This window comes from Pseudobdellovibrionaceae bacterium (assembly GCA_020635075.1).
Classification (GTDB): domain Bacteria; phylum Bdellovibrionota; class Bdellovibrionia; order Bdellovibrionales; family UBA1609; genus JADZEO01.
On sequence record JACKAM010000001.1, the window covers coordinates 458,521 to 481,986 of the forward strand.

General features: G+C 51.1%; 19 protein-coding genes. 2 read left to right on the plus strand and 17 right to left on the minus strand.

Going from position 1 to position 23,466, the window contains the following annotated elements:
- Positions 1-176: 176 nt before the first annotated feature.
- The 7 genes from H6624_01885 to H6624_01915 all read right to left on the minus strand — a co-directional run bounded on the left by H6624_01885 (position 177) and on the right by H6624_01915 (position 8,682).
- The gene (locus tag H6624_01885; protein ID MCB9083059.1) at positions 177-2,138 is read right to left on the minus strand and encodes a c-type cytochrome; all 1,962 of its coding nucleotides are present in this window, start codon (positions 2,136-2,138) and stop codon (positions 177-179) included.
- Positions 2,139-2,394: 256 nt separating this feature from the next.
- Complete coding sequence (locus H6624_01890) at positions 2,395-4,446, minus strand: cytochrome b N-terminal domain-containing protein (GenBank protein MCB9083060.1); 2,052 nt, start codon at positions 4,444-4,446, stop codon at positions 2,395-2,397.
- A complete protein-coding gene (locus H6624_01895; protein MCB9083061.1) occupies positions 4,433-5,335 on the minus strand; it encodes an SCO family protein in 903 nt (300 codons plus the stop codon). Before H6624_01895 ends, H6624_01890 begins: the two co-directional genes overlap by 14 nt.
- Before the next feature lie 6 nt (positions 5,336-5,341).
- Positions 5,342-7,069: a cbb3-type cytochrome c oxidase subunit I gene (locus tag H6624_01900; protein ID MCB9083062.1), complete on the minus strand. Its 1,728-nt coding sequence runs from the start codon at positions 7,067-7,069 to the stop codon at positions 5,342-5,344.
- A gap of 11 nt (positions 7,070-7,080) precedes the next feature.
- Positions 7,081-7,614, minus strand: a complete 534-nt coding sequence (locus H6624_01905; GenBank protein ID MCB9083063.1) for a cytochrome C oxidase subunit II — start codon at positions 7,612-7,614, stop codon at positions 7,081-7,083.
- A 43-nt stretch (positions 7,615-7,657) separates the two neighbouring features.
- A complete protein-coding gene (locus H6624_01910) occupies positions 7,658-7,807 on the minus strand; it encodes a hypothetical protein (protein MCB9083064.1) in 150 nt (49 codons plus the stop codon).
- 389 nt (positions 7,808-8,196) lie between these two features.
- Entirely contained in the window at positions 8,197-8,682 is a 486-nt protein-coding gene (locus H6624_01915; GenBank protein MCB9083065.1) for a hypothetical protein, read from the minus strand.
- Between the two features lie 305 nt (positions 8,683-8,987).
- On the opposite strand from H6624_01915, the gene H6624_01920 reads away from it, so the two are divergent.
- Together H6624_01920 and H6624_01925 are read left to right on the plus strand one after the other, a co-directional pair.
- Positions 8,988-10,799 carry a diguanylate cyclase gene (locus H6624_01920; GenBank protein MCB9083066.1) on the plus strand — a complete coding sequence of 604 codons (1,812 nt, stop codon included), beginning with the start codon at positions 8,988-8,990 and terminating at the stop codon, positions 10,797-10,799.
- Between the two features lie 82 nt (positions 10,800-10,881).
- Complete coding sequence (locus tag H6624_01925) at positions 10,882-12,489, plus strand: response regulator (protein ID MCB9083067.1); 1,608 nt, start codon at positions 10,882-10,884, stop codon at positions 12,487-12,489.
- 4 nt (positions 12,490-12,493) lie between these two features.
- Here the strand turns inward: H6624_01925 and H6624_01930 are convergent, their stop codons facing one another.
- From H6624_01930 to H6624_01975, 10 genes are all read right to left on the minus strand, one after another.
- Complete coding sequence (locus H6624_01930; GenBank protein ID MCB9083068.1) at positions 12,494-15,046, minus strand: serine hydrolase; 2,553 nt, start codon at positions 15,044-15,046, stop codon at positions 12,494-12,496.
- Between the two features lie 207 nt (positions 15,047-15,253).
- Positions 15,254-15,532: a hypothetical protein gene (locus tag H6624_01935; GenBank protein ID MCB9083069.1), complete on the minus strand. Its 279-nt coding sequence runs from the start codon at positions 15,530-15,532 to the stop codon at positions 15,254-15,256.
- A 15-nt stretch (positions 15,533-15,547) separates the two neighbouring features.
- Positions 15,548-16,948 (minus strand): hypothetical protein, encoded by a 1,401-nt coding sequence (locus tag H6624_01940; GenBank protein MCB9083070.1) that lies wholly within the window; start codon positions 16,946-16,948, stop codon positions 15,548-15,550.
- Between the two features lie 27 nt (positions 16,949-16,975).
- On the minus strand, positions 16,976-17,320 hold the full coding sequence (locus tag H6624_01945; GenBank protein ID MCB9083071.1) for a hypothetical protein: 345 nt from the start codon (positions 17,318-17,320) through the stop codon (positions 16,976-16,978).
- 244 nt (positions 17,321-17,564) lie between these two features.
- Entirely contained in the window at positions 17,565-17,978 is a 414-nt protein-coding gene (locus tag H6624_01950; protein ID MCB9083072.1) for a hypothetical protein, read from the minus strand.
- 161 nt (positions 17,979-18,139) lie between these two features.
- Positions 18,140-19,420, minus strand: a complete 1,281-nt coding sequence (locus H6624_01955; protein ID MCB9083073.1) for a hypothetical protein — start codon at positions 19,418-19,420, stop codon at positions 18,140-18,142.
- Positions 19,417-20,544, minus strand: a complete 1,128-nt coding sequence (locus H6624_01960) for a hypothetical protein (GenBank protein MCB9083074.1) — start codon at positions 20,542-20,544, stop codon at positions 19,417-19,419. Before H6624_01960 ends, H6624_01955 begins: the two co-directional genes overlap by 4 nt.
- 13 nt (positions 20,545-20,557) lie before the next feature.
- Complete coding sequence (locus H6624_01965; protein MCB9083075.1) at positions 20,558-21,253, minus strand: outer membrane beta-barrel domain-containing protein; 696 nt, start codon at positions 21,251-21,253, stop codon at positions 20,558-20,560.
- Entirely contained in the window at positions 21,250-22,212 is a 963-nt protein-coding gene (locus tag H6624_01970; GenBank protein ID MCB9083076.1) for a hypothetical protein, read from the minus strand. Before H6624_01970 ends, H6624_01965 begins: the two co-directional genes overlap by 4 nt.
- A gap of 16 nt (positions 22,213-22,228) precedes the next feature.
- Positions 22,229-23,464: an AgmX/PglI C-terminal domain-containing protein gene (locus H6624_01975; protein MCB9083077.1), complete on the minus strand. Its 1,236-nt coding sequence runs from the start codon at positions 23,462-23,464 to the stop codon at positions 22,229-22,231.
- Positions 23,465-23,466 lie beyond the last annotated feature (2 nt).

Sequence of the window (23,466 nt, forward strand, 5' to 3'; positions counted from 1 at the left end):
GAGTTGTTTCAAAAAGGTTCAGGTCCTATTCGTGGATGCATGACGACATATTCAAATTCCCTTGGAATCTGAATATGTCGTCATGCATCCACGAATAGGACCTGGAACCTTTTTGAAAAAAACCCCTTCTGAATTCAGAAGGGGTTTTAGCGGAAACTTCAGATGGAGAGATCTAATTAATAGATATCTTCCATGGTGTTCATGACGTTGAACTTGCCCGTAGGAGTGATCAGGCGAGGATCCTTGATCACAGCCTTCATCTTGCGGGTTTTGTCGTCAATCACCACAATCGCAGAAGTCTGTTTGGCTCCGTTCCATACAGAGAACCATACCTCGTCGCCTTTGGCATTGTACTCAGGCTGAACCACACGCTTGGCGCCTTCACCCAGCTCGGCCATGGCAGCGATGTCGACGCGCTCAAAGCCCTTGTCCAAATCTTTGAGGTTGTAGACGGCAACCGACTGATGAAGTTTTTCGTCAGGATTCAGAGGAGTGTCCACCCAAAGGTTTTTGGATTTGGGGTGAGTCTTGATGAACAAGGAACCACCACCTTGGCCCTTGAGTGTCCGTACAACCGACCATGCCTTTCGGCCAGAAGTTGAAATCAAGGAAATGCTGTCGTCACCCAGGTGGCTCGTTGCCCAGACCCAACCGTGTTTGGGGTCTTTGAAGTTGGCGCCACGACCGGGATGAGGAATTTTGCCCACATCGATCATCTTCACCAGCTTGCGCTCCTTGGAGTCGATCACGGCAACCTTGTTTGATTTATTGGCGGCCGTCATGAAGTAGCGATGAGTGTGGTCCCAACCACCGTCATGCAAAAATTCAGCGGTGTCGATGTTGGTGACACGCAGGTTGTCGATGTCCGAGTAGTCAACCAACAAGACCTTGCCAGTCTCCTTGACGTTGATAATGAACTCAGGATGCTTGTGAGACGCCACAATGGCTGCAACCCGAGGCTCTGGGTGATACTCTTGCTTGCTCACAGTCATACCACGAGTGGCCATGATCTTGAGGGGCTCAAGAGTGTCGCCTTTCATCATCACGAACTGAGGAGGCCAGTAAGAGCCACCAACCGCGTACTTGTCTTCGTAGCCTTTGTACTTGGAAGTCTCAACTGAGCGAGCCTCAAGACCAATCTTGATCTCTGCCACGTTGTCAGGAGTTTCCATGTATAGGTCGATCAGGTTGATCTTGGCATCACGACCGATCACATAGAGGTAGCGCCCAGAAGTAGACAAGCGGGAAATATGGACCGCGTATCCAGTTTTGACCACATTGATGATCTTTTTGGAATCACCATCGATCAAGGCCACCTGACCCACGTCACGAAGAGTAACGGAGAACAGGTTCTTCAGGTTGTACTTGTTCATTTGCTTTTTGGGGCGCTTCTCAACTGGAATGATGACCTTCCAGGAAGCCTGCATCTCCTTCATTCCCCATTCCGGAGGAGTGGGCGGCTCATGAAGCAAATACTTGGCCATCAGGTCGATGTCGCCTTTTGACAATTCCCCCGAAGTTCCCCAATTGGGCATACCAGCAGGAGATCCATAGGTGATAAAGTTCTTCAGGTAGTCTTTACCCAGCTTGCGAGTGATCTCGGTGGTCAATGGTTTCCCTGTGGCGCCTTTACGCAAAACTCCGTGACAGCCGGCGCAGCGTTCAAAGTAAATCTGCTTGGCCTTTTCGAAGTCAGCGGTCTTCAGACGATCACGGGGCGCCACATCTTTCGAGGTGGTAACAAATCCAGGATCAATTCCAGAAGGAGCACCTTCGTACTTCACTTCGGTCTTAGACATGGGCTTGTGTCCGGCGCTTTCTGCTTTGGCTGTTTTCATGCCAGCAAAGTAAGCCGCCAAATTGTCAATGTCCCCATCCGTCAGCGCCTGTGCCATGGGGCTCATTGTGGGGTCTTTTCGATTCCCTGCCTTAAACGCTTTCAGTTGTTTAGTCAGGTAAGACTCACTTTGACCCGCAAGGTTTGGGTACATAGGGTTTAAACTGACTCCGTCCGGTCCATGGCAAGCAGCACAGCTTGCTGCTTTTTTCTTGCCTTCGGCGGCGTTTCCACCAGCCATCGCGGCAGGAGCCAAGAGGGCGGAGCTAAGTAGAGCGACTCCGAGCAAACGCATCCTCATGATGAATCCTCCTTCTGAGTTCTGCTTTGGTCCTAAATTCCAACGCATAAGATTTTTTTAGTTTAGAAATTGTATGATCTCATAGATACACATGCAATCTTTGTACACCAACAAATAAAAATTAATGCAGTGAAAACATGGGGATGGGGCGAAGCGAGTCACAGACAAAAAGCCGGATGGGACAATCCTACTCCGCTTTTTGAGTTGCTTAACCAATGGGGCAAACTGTCCTAGATATTTGCCCAGTTTTCGAGTCTTAAAAGTCTTTAGGAGTTTGATGCAATGACTTTAGTCGGTGCTCAGATTCGCTGAGGGCGATCAGAACGATGCGTTGTTTACTAATGGTGATACTTTCAGTTAGTTCGAATCGCGGAGCATTACTATTCAAATCATCATCAGGAGCAAACTCTACCCGAATATTGTACTCACCTGGTGCTAGATTGTGCTGGTAGTTCACATCGAGGGGGCGATCGTGTTTCAGGCCCGGGGGCAAAACCAGTTCATCAACAATAGCGACATTATCAACAAAGAGTTTGAGCCGGTAGTTGATGTAAGTCACAGTGCACTCACGAGGTCTGCGCATATGCGGGAGGCGATGCGCCAACTCCTCGGGGCTCAAGTCCCGGCAGGTTTCGATCTTCTGTCCAGGAAGGCGCCACCCGATTCTAATTGCCCCGTGTTCTGGGACCTGATTCCATACCACTTGGCTTCCCAGAGCGATGCCTGCCAACAGCAGGATAGTGGCCACAAGACCTGCGGTCCATTGGCCGGGAGACGAAGTTTTCTTCGCGGTTCCAGAGCCATCCCTCATCCATTGCCAGAGGGGCTGGCCTTCATTGCGACTGCCACTGAATAGAAAAACGGCATCTTGAGCGATGGCTTCAGGCAATTCAGGACCTCGTTTGCGTTGCCACCTTTCGCTGAGCCAAGTCGTCCCTTCGCGGAACAAACAGTCGTTTTCCGGGCAGCCGGCCACGGCTGTGCGGCCAAAGCGTTTGGCGGCAAATGTGAGTGCTGCGGAATGAAGCGTTCCTGTGCATTCAACTGAATAGCTCAACCAGCCAGCGTTCTTGGCTTCATCATGGGTTTTAGCGGCCAAATCCGAGTGGCGACAGACAAAAACCAGCCCCTTGTCTTCGGGCACTGGATGTTCATCACAAAAGGCCTTCAGTCGGCGTATCATGTCGCGGGCGTTACGGTCGGGAGGGCCAATGGCAAGTGAGGAGCAGGAGGCTGAACAAATACCACAACTCACACAAAGAGCCGGATTAACCGAAGCAAATTGGGGCGAAAGACCTTCTTCCTGGCGGTCTTTCATCAAGATGGCATCAAAGGGACAGTCCGAATAACACTGGGCGCAACCCTCACAACGCTTCTCCTCGACGAGGGAGGCCAGGGTCTCTCGTTTTTTGTGGTTCTTGGGACGCCACCACCACGGCATGGAGGTTAACACCAAAGTGAAAACCAAAGAGCCGGCAAAGACCCAGGCGGTGGTGGTCCACTCCACCAGAGGCATCCAAAAATTGTAGAATAAATCTGTCGGATACCCTCCCGGAATCATCAACAGATCGGCCTTTTTGAGCATGGGAGCCGGAACGAGAATGGAAAAAACAATAAATATCCCAGTGAGCCAGTAAGTGAGATTCCTTTCCGGTAACCACTTGGAGCGGGCCAGTTTGGAAGTGTGTAGCCATAAGACCAAAATCATGCCCAGAGGAACAGCGACGTGGGCAAAAAGATTCATAAAAAAGAAGGACGCCGGGACAGGTTTGCCACCCGTGAAGGATCGTTCAATGCTCTCTGGGAAAATGGGTAGAAGATCCAAAATCTTGGCCCCCATCTTTGCCATGGCCATGCCATGCTCGTCCCAAACCATCACATAACCGGTCCAAGCGGAAATAAACATAAATCCGGTAAGCAACACGCCGGTCACCCAGGCCAACATACGTGGTCCCCAAGTTTTGCCTTGGACGAGCAATCTTAAAACGTGAAAGGCCACGGCCACCACGGCTGCATCTGAAACCCATCGGTGCATGGCTCGCATCCAGCGGGCTCCCCAAACCTGATCCTGGATTTCCGCAATTGACTCAAATGGACTGCCGAGGCGGTAAAAGAATATCAGGTAGAGTCCGGTGATGAGAGCGGCAAATAGACAAAACACAGCCAAGGTGCCGCTGCGATAGAGAGGGTTGTAGCGAGAGGTGTAAAAGCGATCAAAAAGGCGATCAAAAAAAGTCAGGATGACTTTTAACGGGCGAGTGAGTTTTGGGTATTCTCTCTCGTCATAAAGGGTTTCAGATTCCTGCATGCTTTAAACTCACGCGCCTTACTGCCTCAGACAACCAACTGGGGTGAGGATTGTTAAACGTATAAACCCATTGTCCTTGTGGGTTAATGACGAATACCAAGGCCGGGTGAGTGATGTCACCTGTTTTATCGTTGCGCGATGTTGGCATATTGAATAAGGGAAAAAGTCGAGTCACTTCCTCAATCGTCTTGTGAGAGAGGACATGGGCGAAAGAGGGCAATTCCCACTCTTTGGCGATGGTGGGAAGCGAGCCCGGAGTGTCTCGCCAGGGATCAAGAGTGATGACTAAGAACTCAGCTCCGTCATCTTCTTTTAGGCCCTGAAGCACCTGATGAATAATCACCGGGCAAACCGTCGCACAGTGGGCAAAGGCAAAAGTCAATACCACAGGACGGCCGAGGAAGGTCTTTTCGCCAATGGTGTTCCCGTGTTGATCGACTAAACTAAAGGCCGGCAGGTCTTTGTTCACCTGAGGGTAATTGTCCGGGAGCTGTACGTCTGGAGTTGGAGCACTAAAGTCCACGCTTTCAATTTCAAGGGCGGCAGAAAACTTTTGCGCCACCCAAACCGATTCACCTCCTATAAGGATCAAGGTCACAGCAGTGAAAACTTGTCCAACCTTGAGCGAGAGGGCCTGTTTGAGTGTGGCAAAAACTTCCTGAGGCGACCAAACAAACAAAATAGCAATGGCTAAGATCGCGGGGCTGAGGACCAGCCCCATCCAGCCATAGGGCTCAGGTAGCCCGTTGGGCATGCGTCCGAAGCAGGCTGAACGGGCGGCCTCCAACCAAGCGGGAGCCGCCCCGGGCGTCGGTGCAAAGGCAAAGGCCCACCACAACAAGGTGGCCCCCAGCCAAATACATATTGCTAAAAGCACCGACTTCTTCATTCTCGATTATCCTACCTTCCACAGGAAGGACAAAATCTTCCAGTTGGTGAAGTAGTAAAGTACAAAACACACCAAAAAGATGGTGACCAAAACCACGGTGCCTTTGGCGCCAAGCAAATGGGCCTTCTGTACATGGTCTCCGGTGTGGACCTGGGGAGGCAGTTTGTGCACCCCTTGTGGAACACCTGGTGCTCCATTCTTGATGTCGGCCTCGGTGATCTTTTTGCCAAAGAACACGGTCACTACGGCAATGGCAATGTACATTAAGGCTCCAGTGACGGCAATTAATCCACCAATACCCATAAGGGCCTGTAACATTCCCACTGCTGGGTGGAATTCAACCGGGAAGAGAGCACCGGCAAAAGTGATGTCCCAGTGGCGACGAGGAACACCAAAAATCCCCTGGAAGATCATCGCCATGGCCATTATGCTGATACCAAAGCCAAAGAAGTAGGGTTGAACCTTAGCCATTCCCCAGAAAGCCACACGCTTTTGAAAAATCAATGGTAGCACGTAGTAGGTGACAGCCATGAACGCCAGAGCGGTTCCGCCCACCACTGTTGTGTGGAAGTGTCCGGGGATCCGCAAAGTGTTGTGAGCAATGATGTTAATCTGCTCCGTTCCGATGGTGACACCGGTGATTCCACCCATGAATCCAAAGATCACGACCGACAAAGCCATTCCTGAGAAGGCGGGGTCTCCCCAGGGAGCCTTTCGCAGCCACTCGAAAAGTCCATTGGTGAAGCCGCGCAAGCGCTGACCCATCTCAATACCGGCAGGCACAGTAAAGCCGTGGATCATGGAGGCCAACACCGCCAGGTACATGGCGTATGAGGTATTCCACACCTTCCAGGCCGGACCAAAGCCAGGATCGACCAAAAGGTGGTGAGCCGAAGCCATCGAGATAAAGAGAATGTAAAGTCCGAAGGCTATGCGACTGATCTTTTCATTCAGCACCACGCCGCCAACGGTTAAGCCAGCCAATAGATACCAAATCGCCACCATCGCGGCCACATTGATCTGTTGCGAGCTATGCCCCAGTCCCCAGAACACCAAGCGGTAAATCTGTGGATCCATTTCCATCAGGCCCAGTGACCACAAGAAGGTGGGCACAAAAATTAAGGCGCCGTGGAGCAGGGTAATGATGGCAATAATTGCGGCAGTCAGGGCACCAAAGACAACCAGGGGCATGGAACCCTCATAGGTCTTCTCCCTCTTGGCGACGACCAGAGTGGCCATAAACTGGAAGCACACCAATAGAGCTCCTACCGCAAACAGGATGATACCCAGATAGTACATGGGATGAGCCATCAAAGGCGGATAGGAGGTAAAGGTCACATCCGCATTACCGGTGTAGACCATGACGTTGACCATGACCATACCGACGACCATCAAAATGAAATTGAGCCAACCGAGCTTGGGCGCGGGTAGTCGACAATTTAGTAAGACAGGTCCGGCAAAGTAGAGAACCGCCATTTCAAAAAAGACGATAAAAAAGATCAGCATATTCAGACCATGACTGGTCAGCATGCGATAATAGCCCTCAGCCGAAAGCAAATGCACGGCTTGCCAACGGGTGAGTAGAATACCGATGGCGGCGATGACTCCCAAGAGGAAGCATACTACAGCCACAACTGCGTTTACTTTAATTAGGTTTTCCGCATTGGAGTCCACCTTAAGTCCGGTCACGGAGCAGGTGCGAAACCTAGCGGCAATATTGGATACTGCACTCATGATATTTCCCCTTACTCTTCAACGATGACTTTACCCACCATCAAGTGGTGGCCGATTCCACAAAACTCATTACACATAATCTGAAACTCACCCGCTTTGTTAGGGGTGATGCGCAGACCATAGTCGTACCCGGGGACCACTTGAAAGTTCACATTCACCGGGAAGAGAGAGAAACCGTGGTTAAGGTCAATGGAAGAGAGATGAAGAATGTACTCAGCACCCTTTTTGAGTTTCAAAACCGGGTACCAGGACCACATCCGTCCCAACATATAGATGTCGCTACCAGCGGGAGGAGCGACAACAGGAACGCCCTTTTCCTCGCCGACCTGGTATTCCTCGACAAAGCGGTTCACCCGTGACTCAAAGTCAGCAACTGAAACCTTGGCGCGAATACCTGAGGGATTTTGTCCGCCCTTTAAGTGCCAAAAGGGCATCATTGCGAATAGGATCATACACCAAATAAATGAGACGATGACCCACTTTCTCTCCTGAGGAGCAGCTGGTGTCCACCAGACTCCCTTAGGAGAGACAATGCCAGAATGCATGGAATTGTCAGCCATAGTTGCAATCCTTTCCTTGTCTCACACCTTAGGGCAAGGTGGCTTGTGGGAGAGAGAGAACTTCAATCAACCCCCAGATTGTGTAAAAACCGAACATCGTTGCGAGACCTGCGAAGAGCAGGAGAAATGGGCTGTCCAACAGTCGTTGGCCCAGCGGGACTTCCTGATTAGAACTCATAGAACCCTCACCGTGTTGAATTTCAATGGATGGACAATTCAAAGTATATACAAATACTTGATGCATGGAAGCTAGCACTTTAGTTGAGGGATTTTTTTTGTGTGACGCATTATCTCTGAGACATTTTGTGTGCTCACCAAGGGGTGAAGGCAGCTGTTGCGGAGAGAATGTCCCAATACCCCCTGTGGGTTTGTCTTTCAGGCGGTTTTGCTGAGGTAGGATGTCTCGAAAAATTGGGAAAATTGTTAAGGCTGATGGAAAAAAAAGTAGCGGCTGAGAAAATTCCGGAAACGGCTCGTCGAGACGAGCAAAAAAATGGTGGCCCTCCCCATGAGGGCCACCGGATCCAGAGGATGTGGTTGTTGGATCTTAAAAAACCAAAATCAATATTAGCGACAGGAGCGACGTGAAATCACATCGTCTTCGCTGTCACAGCGGGTGACATGACAGCCATAGAGGCGATCATATTGGCAATTGCGACGGGCTTCCTCGCGAGCTTCCCACTCGGAGGCGCCGTAGCCATCGACGGTGAACTGGCGACCGTGACCGTCGTCTCCGGAAGCCGTACAAATATAGTAGGTCTGAGTGCAGCGCTCGATACAATCGCCGTGCTTTTTCAAACAACTGCGGCAACTGCTGTGTCCGCCGAAGTGCTCTTCCCAGCCATCATCGTAAGCGCGGCAGGTGATATCGCCATAACGAGGTGGGCGTGGGCGGTCCGGTCGACCTGGGTAACGGGGCGGCCGCGGACGTACGCGATCATTTCCGATCAAGCCGATGATATCTATTATATCACCTGCATCCAAAGCTTGGCCAATTGGCGCATATGACACCAGCATCAGGCCAGCGAAGACAAAATGTAACCATCTTTTCATGTTATTCCCCCTATGATTGTGGATTCCGTCCCCTTTTAGAGTCACTGTGACACCTTTTGTGGAATCCAGACCGGGAGACTACAAGGCTTGTGCCAAATCCAATTTTAGTGTCGAAACCTTTGTCACTGGTGGAGGCTAGAGTATCAAAATCGTTAGTGAAAACGCATTTGAACGATTTGACGGAAAAGTTGTGAGACGCGTTATTTTTGCTTTTAGAATAGGGATTGTCTTTCTGGTGTTGGACGTTTTGTTGATCTCGCTCACAGGCAACTTGCACGGGTATGGGAGCGGGTATGGGAGGCTTTGTGTCACTTCAATCAAAAACCTTTCTGCTTTTGGCAGAGGTTCTCATCAGTGTGCAATTGGCAATCTATCTTGGCGTGACGAAGGCTCACGATCATTATTCCAAATCCATTTTAGGTCGCGATTTGAGTGTGGCTGTCGAGCGCTTTCAAAGTCTGATTGATCAAAATGGCAATCCCTTGGAAAGCGGGGATTACCTGGAGAACCTGCAAAGGCAGATGGGTCTGAACATTCTCATTTTTAGTGCAGACTCGGGCAAGAAGGCCTGGGGGCGCTGGCCGGTGACTTCGGTGAACACTCGGGACGACTTGTACAAGACCGTCCTCGACAAGGTCGACGGGCGAATGCGCTATCTTCTCAAGGTGGATGACAAAGCCTGGATGGCCGAGACCATGGTGTTTCAGCTTTCCGATAATCAGCGGTTGAAGGTTTTGTTTTTTCAGGAAACCAAAGGGGTCTTTCAATCCATCCAAGATGTGGGGTTGATGTTAAAGACCATTTTTGCCCTGGGACTTTTGCTCACCTTTGGCGTGTCCTTCTTGGTCGTTCGGCGATTTGTCCAGCCTTTGCAAAGGCTGACTGATTTGGCGACCAAGGTTTCCAATGGAGACTACGAAATTAAAATCGAGAGCGAGGGCCAAGACGAGATTGCCACTCTCGGTAAGGCCTTCGCCAATATGAAGGAATCATTAGTGCAGACTCTGACGGAAAAGGAAAAGGTGGCCGGGGATCTGGAAGAGCGCAATATCAAAATGGCCGTTCTCAATAACCAAATGGAGCGCAAGCTGGAAGAAACCAAAATCCTTCTGCAGATTTCTCAAGCCATGACCATGCGCCTTCAGGGGCAATCGGTGATCGAAATCGCTCTTAGCCAACTCAAGGAGTACTTCAAAGCCGACATGGTGGCTCTGTTTGGTCATCAGTATGGCGATGAAAACTGCGAACTCAAGAACTATGTGGGGCGGGTGTTCCCTTTTGACGAGGAGAGTGGCGACCGTCAAAACCTCAAAGTGGTGATGGACATGGTGAATCCACTCCTTGACCGCGTTCAGCAGATGAAGCAGCCCGTGGTGTTTAGCGACTTCCTTAGTAGCGGCGCCGTCGGCTACGGCGGGCGTGAGGATCGGCTGACCACCTCACTTTTTCCCCTCAAAAAGAACAACAAGGTGATTGGTGCCCTTGGCCTGCTGGAAATGAACAGCGAGAAAAAGCTCGATGAAGAGGACATTCAGTTTATAATGACGGTGGCCTCCAATATTACCGTCCTATTAGAGAACGAATACCTCCACGAAGAGACCACCCGCGACAGCCTGACTCAGCTCAACAATCGCTCTTACTTTCAGGTGCAGTTACAAGAGGGGATTGCGGCCAAACCCACTAAGGAGTTTCCCGTGTCTTTGATCCTCTTTGATATCGATCACTTTAAGTCCTTTAACGACAACTATGGCCATCTGGTGGGCGACGCGATTTTGAAGCAGATCGGCTATATATTGAAGCGAATCCTGCGCAAGAACGAAGATGTCATGTGCCGTGTGGGCGGAGAAGAGTTTGGCGTGGTGCTCAACGGTGTTAAGCCCGAGAGGGTAGCCGAGATCGCGGAACGCTTGCGTTCCAATGTGGAACAACACAAATTCCTTCACGAAGGTCGTGAGTTCCACGTGACGATTAGCATTGGCTACGCCTGTTTACCCAACAGTGCCAAGACCGCCGATGAGCTGATCGAGAAAGCAGACCAGGCCATGTATATGAGCAAGAACCGCGGTCGAAATCGAGTCACTCCTTATACACCTCTCGTTACGGGACAGGCGGCCTGAGGCCGAGTGACTTTAATCAAAATCAACTTAACCCCCCGTGGCGACCGTGCCGATAAGCCAACAAGCCATAGGGGGCAATCAGTTGTCCAACAACCAGAATCCATTTTTTGGTCCCAAAGGGGCCGAGTCTCTCAAACAAATTGATGATGAAGGGCACTTGTTTCTTCTGCGCCTTTTTGCCGAGTCTCCGGTTGGGTTAAACCTTTGTCGTCTGAGTGATGGGATGTGGCTTGCCTCCAATCAGGCCTTTTTGGACATCATTGGATATAGCGCTGAGGAGGCTGACGGAGGATTGACCTATTGGCAGCTGACTCCAGACAAGTACGCTGAAGACGAAGCCGAGCAACTGAAGTCTTTGGATTCCACCGGAGCCTATGGTCCCTACGAGAAGGAATTCATTCATAAAGAGGGGCATCTCGTCAATGTGCGCCTCAACGGCTTTATTACAGAATGTAAGAGCGAAAAGTACATTTGGTCCTTTATCGAAAACATCACCGAAAGAGTGAACATCGAAAGGGAAAAGAAAGAAACCCAGGGGCAAATTGCCCTTTCTGCAAAACTGGCCTCGATTGGCACCATGGCTGCAGGTGTGGCCCACGAAATTAATAATCCTTTGGCCATTCTCTATATGCTCTTGGAAAAGTCCAAGCATGAGATCGAGATGGGGAAATTGGATCCCCTTAAGCTGATTGATCAGCTGTCCTCAGGTTTGGACCGTATCAAAGGCATCGTCGACGGATTGAGGATCTACTCGCGAACGGATGTGAACCAGCAGCGCCGTGAAGTCTTTCATGCCCATGAAGTCATCCAAAACTCGGTGCAGTTAATTTCAACTCTTTATAAGTCCACGGGCATTGAAATCGAGTGCCAGCTAAAAGGAGCTCGGGACACCCTGATGGGGAATCCCGGTCAGTTTCAACAGGTCCTTATGAATCTGCTGGAAAACGCCAAAGATGCCTTGGCAGAAAAGCCAGAAGGGCAGCGGAAGATCGTTGTTTCAACCGTAACGGATATGGGTACAGGTGGCCTGTGGGTTCAAGTCCGCGATACGGGCTGCGGTATTCCTGGGGATGTGCAAAAGAAGATGTTCGATTTGTTTTATACGACCAAACCGGTGGGCAAAGGAACGGGCTTGGGTTTGGGCATTAGTCACTCCTTTGTCCAGGAAATGGGTGGAGAGATCAAAGTGGAATCCCAGGTCGGTGAAGGCACCACCTTTACCATGAGGCTTCCCGTTTATCGTCAAGACGAATCCAGCGAAAACAAACCAGCTAAGGACGAGACCTCTGGCTCCTTGTTTTGTCCAGAAGGACAAGGCCAAAGGGTGTTGGTGGCCGAAGATGAAGTGGAGCTGGCAGAATTATTTAAGATGCAACTGGAGGAATGGGGATTTCAGGTCGAGTGTGTGCACAACGGACGCCAGGCCCTGGATCGCCTTCTCCAAGATCCGGAGTCCATCGATATCTTGGTGACAGATCTCAACATGCCAACCATGGCTGGAGATGATCTGATCAAAGAGGTGATTGCCCAACTGGGCGAGCGTCAGCCTAAGATTGTTCTCATGAGTGGGGGAGTTCGTGAAGACTGGGAAAAACGAATTTCCGGAGTGAAGGCTCACGTCGTTCAAGTTCTCAATAAACCCTTGGGTGCAAAAGATCTGTCCGTCGCCTTCACTAAACTCGCCAGTTAAACTACTAAGGGCAGGCTTCAGATAACAGCTTGAGGTTTTGGTTCATGCCGGCGGAGCGGTTGCCGGGTTCAAAGGCGCCCCAGCTGCCGCGGGCGGCGACGACCATGTTGAGGCTGGGGATCACAGTCATGACTTCTTTGCTCCAGTGGCCGTTGGCCTGAAAGGCATCAGGTGGGGCGTCAGGCCACACGGACTGCCCCGGATTAAACCACCAGTTGTAGCCGTAGATACCGGGACCGATATGGGTCTGATCGGTGCCACCACCGTGGGTTCCGATACCCAAATAATCACCGCGACTGTCGGTGCCGCCCGTGCGGGGAAGATTTCCCGCGACGTGGGCCTTGCGAAAATTTTGAAAGAAGCTCTTATTGAGAACTTGTTGCCCCTGCCACTTGCCCTCGTTCAACCAAAACCATCCAATGCGAGCAAAGTCCCGGGGAGAGGTTTCAAGACCGTTGCCGCCACGACTGCCAAAAATGGAGCCATCCTGAAACTGCAAAACACCGAGACGGCCGGAATTCGTGGCGATGCTGTTCAAAGAGCCTCCCCCATAGACCTTCTTAAGGGACTCGGCATAGAGTTGAATGGCATAGTCGTTGTAGGCCCAAGCGGTTCCAGGGGCTTCAGCGCGCATGTAGCCACTGATCATATTTGCCAAGTGGTGATACTGGATGTCCCGGTCTTTACCTGAAAGGTTCCAGCCCAAATTGACAACTTTGTCATTCGGACTACTCAGCTTACCTTCTTGAATGGCGAAAAACAAAAGTGTCGACATCACCGGCTTGGAGCTGGAGGCCCAATCGCCCCGACTGTTAGCAGCCCCCCATTCTTTAACGATGTAGCCGTTTTTCACAATCACACCCACGCCGCCCACGTTTGCGGCAAATTGATCCAGCTTAGTGGGGATTTGGCAATGGTCGCTGGCGGAGCGCTTTTCCCAACTGGCCCCAGGGAACACCTGGTTGGCTGGGCTGGTGACGACGCGTTCGGCATAGACCACCACTTCGTTGCCAAGATTTGCCGGTTTAGGAAAAAGAGCATTTCCGGTTGAAGAATGACTAAACTGTTGGCTCACCCGTTGGCCGGATACAGTGTCCATCCAAACCAGATTGTAGGTGCCGCTGAGAGCCCCTTTTATGCCCAAGTTGCTCGTGGCATTGGAGCCATAGGCGACAAAAAGATGGGAGCCGGGATCAGCGAGGACATACTGGCTGTTGCCAGCGATCAGTTCATCGTGGGGCGACAGAGTCTCCAGGCGAATGGATTCAAAAAACTGAGCGAGATAGCCGCACTCTTTGAGTCTCTCATTGGGTGTGGAGACAATATCCCAGTCAATCGGCATGATATAAGCACCGCCCATAGCAGAGGCCCAGATAATACGTCGGGCGTTGACACCGGTACCCACTGACCCACCGGCCGGTTCAGCCAAGTTCAGATTGTAACGTCCGTTTGCTGAATTCCAGGCGCTGACCATTTTCTGGTGAAAGTCCTGAGCCGAACTGCCATCAATTTGAATGGAAAACTGATCCACGTAAGGGGAGGAGGGCAAATCCATGTTGAGGCCACTGAGTTGATGGAGAGCCACAGGGTGATTCTTACTGTCGGTCTCCTTGATCACGCGGGCCATACTGTCGGCGCGGGCGGCACTGAAGCGTTCCTGGTACTCTTCTGCAATCACCCATACCAGATTGTTGTGATGAGAGAAGCGATTGACAATGGCCTTAATGAAGTTTTGCTCGGCCGAGGGAGAGCTGTTGTCTGAACCTTTGTTGCAGCCCCAAATACAGGCACTGTCGTCATAGAAAAACAAATAGATGACGATCCCAGCCTGATCCATTTCGCGAAACCAGGTTTCCCATTGATTGAGAATGTCGGTGTCCAAGCCCGATGAGGGATTTGAGTTGTTGAAGGGGTTGTGATCCCCTGGGCCGTCCCCGCCGTGAGAGCGGACAATTTGCATATAGATGCCATTGGCGCCGGTTTGCTTCATTTTGTTAATCAGAGCCATCTGATCCCCATTGCGGGTGCCGTTTGAGTTTCGACTTCCGCGATAGAGAAAGTCTTCCGGATCGCCGGCTCCACAGAGAAAGTGAGGGGTACCATTAGAAAACTTCAGCCAAGTGGGATAGTTAGTATTGGCTTGCAGGGGCCCCTTCACCGGAGGTGGATTTTGGCTGCAGACAGAAGTTTGCGCTGTGGCTACAGGGGTCTTGGGAGACTCCTCCCCAGCTTGGTTGACTGCTGAAATCTGATAGCTGTAGGTCGAATCTTCGACGAGGTTTTGATCACTCAACGAATTGGCTGTTGTTGCCAATAAAAAAAGCCCATCGCGGTAGACCTTAAAGGACTTCAAGTTTGGGAACTGGTCAGAGTCCGGAGTGTTCCATGAGAGGTCAATTTGGGAACAGCTCATGACCTTTGTACTCAAACCCGAGGGAGCTTTCGGGTCCCCTAGGCGACTGGCAAGCCCGCCAGTGTCAAAGGCCTGAAACTCACCACAGGAGGTGAGGAGAGTTGTTGCCATCAGGGTCAGAATCAGGTGCTTCATTGCTTCCATGCGCTCCTTACCCCCTAAAGACTGCAAATATCATTCAGTCTCAATGGGGCTCAGAACCATTTGTTTTGCTGTAAAATCGAGTCAGGTGTCAGTTTCTCAAAGGCATGTCAGAGAGCTAACAATTGATGGAGAGATTGGTACACTGCAAAGAAAAAAGCCAGGTGCTCGGCACCTGGCTTTTTGTTGTTTCTCTGTGAAACAAGGGGCCTACTTCATGTCCTTGACCCAAACCAATTCCACTTCAGGAACGATAAGGAACTTAGCCACCCAAGGGACTTCAATTCCAAATTTGGCCTGAATCTGCAGCATAAAGTGGCGCAGGGGCCATCCTGGATTCTCCCTGTCGTGGTGATCTTCGGGTAGAGCCACCACAGCGGAATTCACCTTGGTGATTTCACTTTTGAAGAACTCCACCATCTGTGGATTGCTTTCTGCCCGTGCCGAGAGGGCAGCCAAAAATATTGCAGCACAAATCAGTTTTTTCATTGTTGATCCCCTCTCTTAGAACTTGGTGTTCACAAATTTAACCGTGGCACTGATGGTGCTTCCCACATTGACGACGCCAATGTCACCACCAACCGACATACCGAAGCCCACTTTAACCGCCTGAACGGCCCACTCTTTGTCCTTAGCCTCGGCCTCTTCACCCGGCTTGGTAAAGATCTTGGACATTTCAATTGCTTTCGCCAGGCCTTTGCGGAAGTTGTCCCGGTTGACATCGTATACGGCTTCAGCTCCTCCAGCGGTCACGCTGTGTGAGAGAACATTGAATCCACGGCTGCGGGCAAAATCCAAATGCCGCTGAGGTGGATTGTGTTCAATCATCAGTAATCGTCCGGGCGCGTATCCGGTTGCCGCCATTGCCATGGGGCTGGGGCGTTCCTGACGATCAAAATAGATGTGACCGACAGTCTTGATTCCCGCCTTGACCACGCCAATGTCGCCCTTAGCAGAAAAGCCAATACCAATGCGCAAGGATTTGGCCTTAAACTGAGAGTTCGCCGACTCGGCTTCGCTCATCGCCTGAAGGTCAGAAGACAAGACGCGAACCAATTCACCCAAACCTTTAGACATAGGCTGAACCGCGTTGCTCATAGTGACCATGGGTGCAGGATCTGGCGGACGGGTTTGTCCCTTTGGTCTTAGCCACTCAAGACGCACTTGAAGGGCGCCACCGAGGGAGGCAATAAAAGAAACCGATCCGCTGGCTTCGATACCCAGGTCAAAGCGGAACTTGCTGGGCACCCACACACCGTGATCGCTCATAGGAACGGATTGAACCAGCCCATGAAGATCACGCACTGTTTGCTTGAAGCTCTTGCGGAAAAGGGTTTCGTTTTCCACCCGACCTGAAGCAATGACAGCCTGAATGGTGGGCTCCACTTCTTTCATCAAGCGCTCTTCCGACCACTCGGCATTCATTAGGACGGCGCCATCTTCCGCTGCTTCAGCCGCAGCAGGTTCAGCCGCCGGGCTCTTGTCCCGTTTTCCCCATACCACGACAGCACTGGGGTTGCCTTTAAAGGCCAACACACCAATAGTTCCGGATAGGGAAACTCCAAGTCCTGCGCGCATGACGACCATTCGCCAGGGCACCCAGTCTTTGGGTTTCTTGTCACTGTCTTCTTCAATGTTTGCCAGACTCAGATTGCTCTTTTCAATGGCTTCTCCATGAGCTTTGTAAATACGCGACACCAGCTTTTCTACTTTTTCGGTATCGTCTTTGACTTCTTCTTCATCTTCCCAAAAGTTGCGCATGGGTTGCGCCACATCAGCCCGGTCTTCGGGCAGAATATGCCAGTGGGAAGGAATCTTAACTTCTTTGCCATCGGTGGAGTTTGCCGCCCAAGTGGGAAGGGCAAAAACCATCAATAGGGGTAATATTGATTTTTTGAGTTTCATACCAACATCCTCTCTCTGCCAGACCGCTTAGGGTATTACTGGCTTTTTGGAGTTTGAGAAAACCACACCGAACTTTGGTGTCATTCCCCCTTTGATCACTGGTCCCAATCCGGCTTCGAGAACAAAGCCCAGACTGACCGCTACGGTCCGCATGTGCCAGGTTCCTTCGCCGTTGGTCAGACGAACCGACTCCATAAAAGAGTCATTCACAGTGTCGAGGGTGGTGGATAGGTGTCCGCTGAATTCCTCGTCTTCAACGAAATAGTTGTAGTAGTCGCCCTCATCATCCAGGCCGAGCAATGGAATGCCGCTCGTCGCGCACCCGCTCAGTCCGAATGCTGCGACTAACGCGCATAGCAATCCGTGTTTCATGAGATCCCCCCATGTATTGGTCGTTATTAATGGAAAAAGTACTTAGCAAATGTGGAGGGATGTTTAAAAAAAATTCGTACTTCCTGACAGAAAGCTCACGTTTGTCACACATGAATCAAACAACCGGGGAAAACAAGTCTCCGAATGTTCAAAAAGCCGAAATTTTAGGCACGATTGGGACAAAAAAACAAACCCCCATCGGGTATCCGACAGGGGTCATTTGTCTCAATGTATTGAGATGATCTTACTGCTGAAAGCCACTCATGCAAGTGTAGTCAGTGATCGGACCATTGGTGGTCATTTTCAAGAACAGATTAATGTCGATCAATGCCTTGCCAGTTTCAAAGTCAGCGTAAAAGTGGGCATAGCCAGAGCGACCGTTGTCGACGGTGAAGATCATGGATGTTCCATAATTCATAAAAGTATCGGGCGCTACGGTCACCACTTCAGGCTGAACAGTGGGATTGATCGGTGATTTCTTAATCATCCACAAATCACTGTTCGGAACACCGGGTTGACCGGGAACATTGGTGATCGAGTAGGTGGGTGCACCTGGACGGCCGTCCTTTTGCACACAGGTGAGAATGGTGGTTTCGACACTAGCCATAGCAGTGGCAGAGAAAGCCAGGGCAATAGCGGAAAGAATAAGCTTTTTCATGAAATGACTCCTCGATTGATATGGGAATAAACCCAATTGGTCTCTTAGGAGCGTCATCCCACGAAGTGGGGCAGGGACGGCAGGAATTCTCTCTGATTGGAGAATCTTCTGCCGTCTTAAGCTGTAAGGGAGTCAGGACCACAGAATCTTTTCAGTGTTTGTCAGCCACCAATTCTTGCACTGCGGTCGGGGCGGGTGGGGTCCACATTGGTAAATTGGACGTCAATCTTGGCCCCCGGTTGATGAGGGAGAAGGTCCAAACCATGAACGATGATCTTCTTTTGCGCCGAGTTTTTCGTCCACCCGGGGTTTTCACCCTCTTTAAGAAGCACATTTCCGTACTTGACCAGGAGAGTTCCCTCTTCAGGAATTCGATCCAGGTAGATGGTGAACCTTTCCAAAGTCTTTTTGCGAATCTCCTGACCCATCTTTGCCAATTCATCGCCATAGTTCTGGGAGCAGATATTAAAGACTCTACCTTTGGTTTTAGCCAAAAAGTCCTCCAGCTTGGCTGCGGTCTTGGCTGGATCTTTTGGGCAAGCCTTACTAGTTGGGTAGCTGGTGGGGTGAAGAATACCATAGGTGGATAGCTTTTCTCCGGAGCGGTCACGAGTCAGGCCAAGTAAATAATCGTGAAACCAATCCACCGAGATGGTCGGAGAGGCATCGTCCGCATCAGTCATGAAAACCAGGACCAGTTGGGAACCCGGGCGAAAGAATCCCTGGTTAGGGCCCTGCAGCCTCTCGGGAGCACCAAGGGCAGCAACCACCGGGCTGAACAGTTCTTCGTATTCAGGTCCGGAGTATTCAATCTTCGGTTCAGTGCCCGCCTTCTTTGCGGCAGCTTCGATCTCTCGGATTTGGGTTTTGGTACAGCAGTAAGGCCGATAACCGATGAGCAAGGTTTCCTTCAACACGTTGAGAAAGTCATTGCGATCTTCAAATGTATCTCGACTCAAGTAGCGGGGCACAATTCCCTGCACGAGATTTTCCTGTCCCTCGGGTGCTTTTAATGGTTTGAGCTCACCGATGGGATCATAGTTCCGCTGCCCGGAGGAACTGAGCTCCTTCACCATGCTTCCATAGCGAACCGAGTCCCAAATCGGAATCACTCCAATATGGAAATCAATAAAGCCTTCCACACTAAAGGATTCCACGAAGCGGTTGATGTTAGCCGCGAGCCTCTGTTGGTGAGGAGCCATGGACTGGGAATCATCAATGACAAAAAGTATGTCCAGTTTAGGTTCAAAGGAATTGTTGGTTGGCTCGGCCACGGCCTGGTTTTCCACGTAGACCTCAGGAGGAGGGGGAGGCTCAGGAGGGGCCACGAGCGGAGGCGCCTGGGTTTGACAAGCCAAAGAAAGAGTCGTTATCCCTAGAGCAAGTAAATGCCTCAAGCCCCTCAGGGTGATCTTAGAGCGGTTTAATGAATTCCGTTTCATAGCGATGCCTTTCGCAAGGTCGGACAGTCTTTGACTTTGGCCTGGTAACTGTCCAACTCATCCAGCCACACTTCACTGGTGTAGGGGAAGTACAGCTGGTCTTTATTGTCTTTTTTGTTTTCCTGCTGAACATGTGTGTCTGTCAGGTGGACGTCCATATGCAGGCGCTGAATGGCTTCGGCCTCTACAATATGCATCTTTTGCACCATGGCTGAGATCTCTTTGAGGTCTCTCTGGGCTAATTCCTGAAGGCGCCTCACTGCCCGGGCGCGAAAGGTCGGACTTTTGCTTTGTCGCCAGTTGAGAATATGCCTTTGGAAAAACTGATCCCGCCAAAACAAGGTGGGAAGGTGAGGAGCCTGGAGTCCAACCGATGTCAATCGGAATGGGGCTGCTGCCAACTGATCGACCGCTTTCTCTGCATCTACTGTTGTTCCCTGGCTGGCCAACTGCTGGAGAGACGGGATCCGTTTGTTGAAATTTTCTTTAAACAGCTTGGTGGTCTTAAACACCTGGGGGTAGTCACAGATTTGTAAATGAGTCAGGGTCTTCAAAAAATAAGGTTCAGCTGGAATAATGTTGGAAAACACTGGAGAAGCCACCGTCGCCAATGCTGAAATGGTTTTATTGTGTTGATTCAAGCGCAGGTAGGTCCAGGCCAATTCCTCCTGTGCCTCAAGCCAGTAATCACTTTCACTGGGAATTTTTTTGTAGTGTTCGACAGTTTTATTCAGGTCCGGTTGCTGGAAATAGGCACGGGCCTTAGCCAGATCAATTTGATCTTGATCCACCACAGTCTGCACCTGGTCATCCAGCCAATCGAGAATGCGAATGGACAAGCGTGTGTTGTCAAACACCGATCCCCACAGGGCTGCCTGCCAGCGGTCCCATATGTCGTTGTCCGACATCTTTCCCTTGCGGATGGGAATGCGACGAACAAACTTTTGGAATTCCGTGCCGTTGCGAAAATGGCGAATGGGGCGGTTGGTCCAGTCTGCCTCCTGTGCCAGAAGGCGGCTCTGAATCACCGCTTCGCGGTTTCTTGCCCAGACGTCCTCACCGAGGACAACAATCACCGTGATGATGGTGGTGAGAATTCCAATTTGAAGAACTGTCTTCTTCATAAAAATCTTTTCCTTAGAGCAAAAATCCAATGCCAGCAGAGACGACAGTCAAATCCAGCTTGCGCTGATCGTCGTACACTCTATCTTCGTAACCCTGATAGCGAACCTCAAAGCGGGTGGAGATATGTTGGCTCAGCCAAATACCGATTCCGGCGCCGAATGTATAAGTATCGCTGGGGCCAGATTCCAATTCCACCTGACCGGCTCCGGCTAAGGCGTAAATGTCAAACTGAGCAACAGCCCAATCAAAGAAGTTCAACTTTCCATAAATTGGGTACCAAGTCACAACGCCCATGTAGGCGCGAATGGCAGAATCTGAATCAAAGAAGGGTTCTTTTCCCGCGCGGGCGGATTCGGCCCGGCGTTCACCTTCGGTGCTCAAACTATTGGAGTAGGAGTAATAGCGAGCGCCCAGCGACCATCTGGGATTGATGTGAAATTCCAGCTGCGCCCCGATGTTGTCCGTGTTCAAATAGGGGTCGCCACCAGCCATAGAGCCGTAGTGGGCAGCGACTTCAAGGCGCAGGTTGCGATCCACCAGGCGATTTTGCACCACCCGCAGACGATTTTTAGGGTCCAATGCACGGGCTCGACGAAGGATATCCTTGTTGCCGCCCAAGCTTTCCAGGTCCTTTTGCAGATCACCTGCCTGAGAGTAGAGAGCAGGCACCAAAAGGCAAAGTCCAATTAAAATCCTAAGTGTTGTCATTGGGCACTTCCTTGAGTCATTTGAATTTCAACTTCCTGGGTGGGACTGGTCGAGCTGTGGTCTGAGACAGAGCTATTGGCGATGACCAAAAACTCCGCGTGAACCTTATCTTTGTGACCAGCCCTACGGGCTTCTTCAGCCACGATCCAGGGTTTATAGACATAGAAAAACCGCCAGCTTCCATCCTGTTGAGCGACTGGTTTTAGTTTGTTGGGATCGCGAACCACGCCTTGATGCCCGGGAAAGAGCTTTTTCTCTGCTGTCTGATTCTCGGGCTCCCAAGTGATGAACACATCTGGTGCTTGCTTGGTGCCACCGACCGGGTCCATCACATCCACAGTGAAGAGGACAGGTTGGGTCTCCGGGAAGGGGCCCTTAGGGAGATTGACGGTGAGAATGGGCTGGCGTGAGCTGCGTGCTACAAGCACCGCCACGTTCATTTTCTTTTCCTCACCCTTAAACAATTCGGCCTGCGGCGCGGGTGTTCCTGCGGCAATCACATATTCAATCTGAAATTGGCCTTCCCAAGTCGACATCCGCGGTCCCACCAAGTCAAACGGCGGAGCCCATTCCAGAATCCAGGTTCCCGGCTGGTCCGGAGCTTCAGTGAAGTGAGCCCCATTGGGCAGCCCTTCAGTTTTCAACGAGGCCTTAACTCCATCCACAAAGGTCCTTACCTTAATTACGTGGCGAGTTCTTTCCCCGGCTACAAAGTGCAGAACCATTGAAGTGGTGGATTCCTGATCCAAGCGCACGTCGAAAAGCTGAGATTTAAACACCTGGGTTCGAGGCTGCTCCTGGGGAGTCACCTGTGCAGGAACCTCTGCTGGAGGAATATAGGTCTTCAAATCCGGATACTCTTTTAGGGGGTCACTATTGCGGCGGGAGGGATCATGTCCGTTACAGGCCACCAGACCCATGGTCAGAAGTACGGTAAATATAATTCCTAAGCGACACATATGATCACTCCTTGTTTCATCCTTGACTCAAACGTTTCAACACAAAGGGGTAAGTGACTTTGACGTCCACCCGACCCACGGGTTGAGGAAATTTCCAGTTTCGTAATTTCGAAAGGATACAGCCCTCGACCTTGGCGTCCTGAAGACTGCTGTTGGCCAAACCCGCTCTTTGCACGCGACCGTTGCCACCAATGACAAACTTGACAGAGATGCGACCTCTGAGGTCGGGTTCCTTTTGCAGACCCTTCTCGTAACAGTAGATGACTTGACCCAAGTGACGATTGATCACCGCTGCAATTTGGTCACGATCCAGTCCGCCTTCGATCAGTGCCTCTTCATAAAGAGGTTGGGAAAAACCATTCGAAGATCCTGCCATGGACATTTTGCCATATCCAGATCGGCCACCTCCCTTGCCGCGAGTGCCATAGCCCCCGGCGCCGGCGCCCTTCCCGTTACCAACAGGCCCGGAGATCAAACCATTGGTGGCCACCTGTTTATAGAGGCCCCCTGAACCACCGGCACCAGAGAGTCCGGCGCCACTGCCTTTGCCGGCAGCCCTAAGGTTGAGTCCACGAGATCCTTTTAGTCCATTGGGAGTTCCACCCAAGGCACCTAGAGCCCCCATCTTACGTACATTGACAGAACGTCGGAGGTTGGCGTTTTTGGTTGGCTTGGCCTTTGATTTTTTAGCGTATTTTGTGGCTTTGACGGGCTTGACCTTGCGGTTCACAACTTTACGGTTTTTCACCACTCGGCGCTTTTTGATTTTCTCTTGGGTTGGTTGAACGACCTGGCGAGCAGCCGGAGGTAAGGGCTTGCGAATCTCCTCTTGAGGTTTAATGGTGACCACGACTTCGTCTTCCTGAAACAGGGGAAGCACGGCCCAACCCAAAATCAAAATCAGCGCCAAGAATGCAGACTGCCCGATAGCGGTCCATTTGAGAATTGTTTTGTATTGCTCCTGATTCTCCTCAGCAATGGTGATCGAAGGTGAAACTTGGCTAATGGATTGAGTCCAGCGCAAACGCCCGCCGTTGGTCAACTGAATGGGATGGGACTCAAGTTGGCCAGGAGAGGTATCAACGAGAACCTCGAAATCGATTCCTCTGTCTTCCAGTTCTTTGGTATCAGTCAGGGCCTCCACCCGGCCGGTGTCGAACCGGTGAACCAATACCAGGCTGTTGGCCTTCCAGCGGAAGGTGCGGATCACCTGTCCCAATTGGTTTTCTAAAATGAGTTGTCGCTCTCCCATGG

Excerpts from the sequence above, each read along its gene's own strand:
- H6624_01885 (MCB9083059.1), bottom strand. The coding sequence starts at position 2,138 with ATGAGGATGCGTTTGCTCGGAGTCGCTCTACTTAGCTCCGCCCTCTTG.
- H6624_01890 (MCB9083060.1), bottom strand. The coding sequence starts at position 4,446 with ATGCAGGAATCTGAAACCCTTTATGACGAGAGAGAATACCCAAAACTC.
- H6624_01895 (MCB9083061.1), bottom strand. The coding sequence starts at position 5,335 with ATGAAGAAGTCGGTGCTTTTAGCAATATGTATTTGGCTGGGGGCCACC.
- H6624_01900 (MCB9083062.1), bottom strand. The coding sequence starts at position 7,069 with ATGAGTGCAGTATCCAATATTGCCGCTAGGTTTCGCACCTGCTCCGTG.
- H6624_01905 (MCB9083063.1), bottom strand. The coding sequence starts at position 7,614 with ATGCATTCTGGCATTGTCTCTCCTAAGGGAGTCTGGTGGACACCAGCT.
- H6624_01910 (MCB9083064.1), bottom strand. The coding sequence starts at position 7,807 with ATGAGTTCTAATCAGGAAGTCCCGCTGGGCCAACGACTGTTGGACAGC.
- H6624_01915 (MCB9083065.1), bottom strand. The coding sequence starts at position 8,682 with ATGAAAAGATGGTTACATTTTGTCTTCGCTGGCCTGATGCTGGTGTCA.
- H6624_01930 (MCB9083068.1), bottom strand. The coding sequence starts at position 15,046 with ATGGAAGCAATGAAGCACCTGATTCTGACCCTGATGGCAACAACTCTC.
- H6624_01935 (MCB9083069.1), bottom strand. The coding sequence starts at position 15,532 with ATGAAAAAACTGATTTGTGCTGCAATATTTTTGGCTGCCCTCTCGGCA.
- H6624_01940 (MCB9083070.1), bottom strand. The coding sequence starts at position 16,948 with ATGAAACTCAAAAAATCAATATTACCCCTATTGATGGTTTTTGCCCTT.
- H6624_01945 (MCB9083071.1), bottom strand. The coding sequence starts at position 17,320 with ATGAAACACGGATTGCTATGCGCGTTAGTCGCAGCATTCGGACTGAGC.
- H6624_01950 (MCB9083072.1), bottom strand. The coding sequence starts at position 17,978 with ATGAAAAAGCTTATTCTTTCCGCTATTGCCCTGGCTTTCTCTGCCACT.
- H6624_01955 (MCB9083073.1), bottom strand. The coding sequence starts at position 19,420 with ATGAAACGGAATTCATTAAACCGCTCTAAGATCACCCTGAGGGGCTTG.
- H6624_01960 (MCB9083074.1), bottom strand. The coding sequence starts at position 20,544 with ATGAAGAAGACAGTTCTTCAAATTGGAATTCTCACCACCATCATCACG.
- H6624_01965 (MCB9083075.1), bottom strand. The coding sequence starts at position 21,253 with ATGACAACACTTAGGATTTTAATTGGACTTTGCCTTTTGGTGCCTGCT.
- H6624_01970 (MCB9083076.1), bottom strand. The coding sequence starts at position 22,212 with ATGTGTCGCTTAGGAATTATATTTACCGTACTTCTGACCATGGGTCTG.
- H6624_01975 (MCB9083077.1), bottom strand. The coding sequence starts at position 23,464 with ATGGGAGAGCGACAACTCATTTTAGAAAACCAATTGGGACAGGTGATC.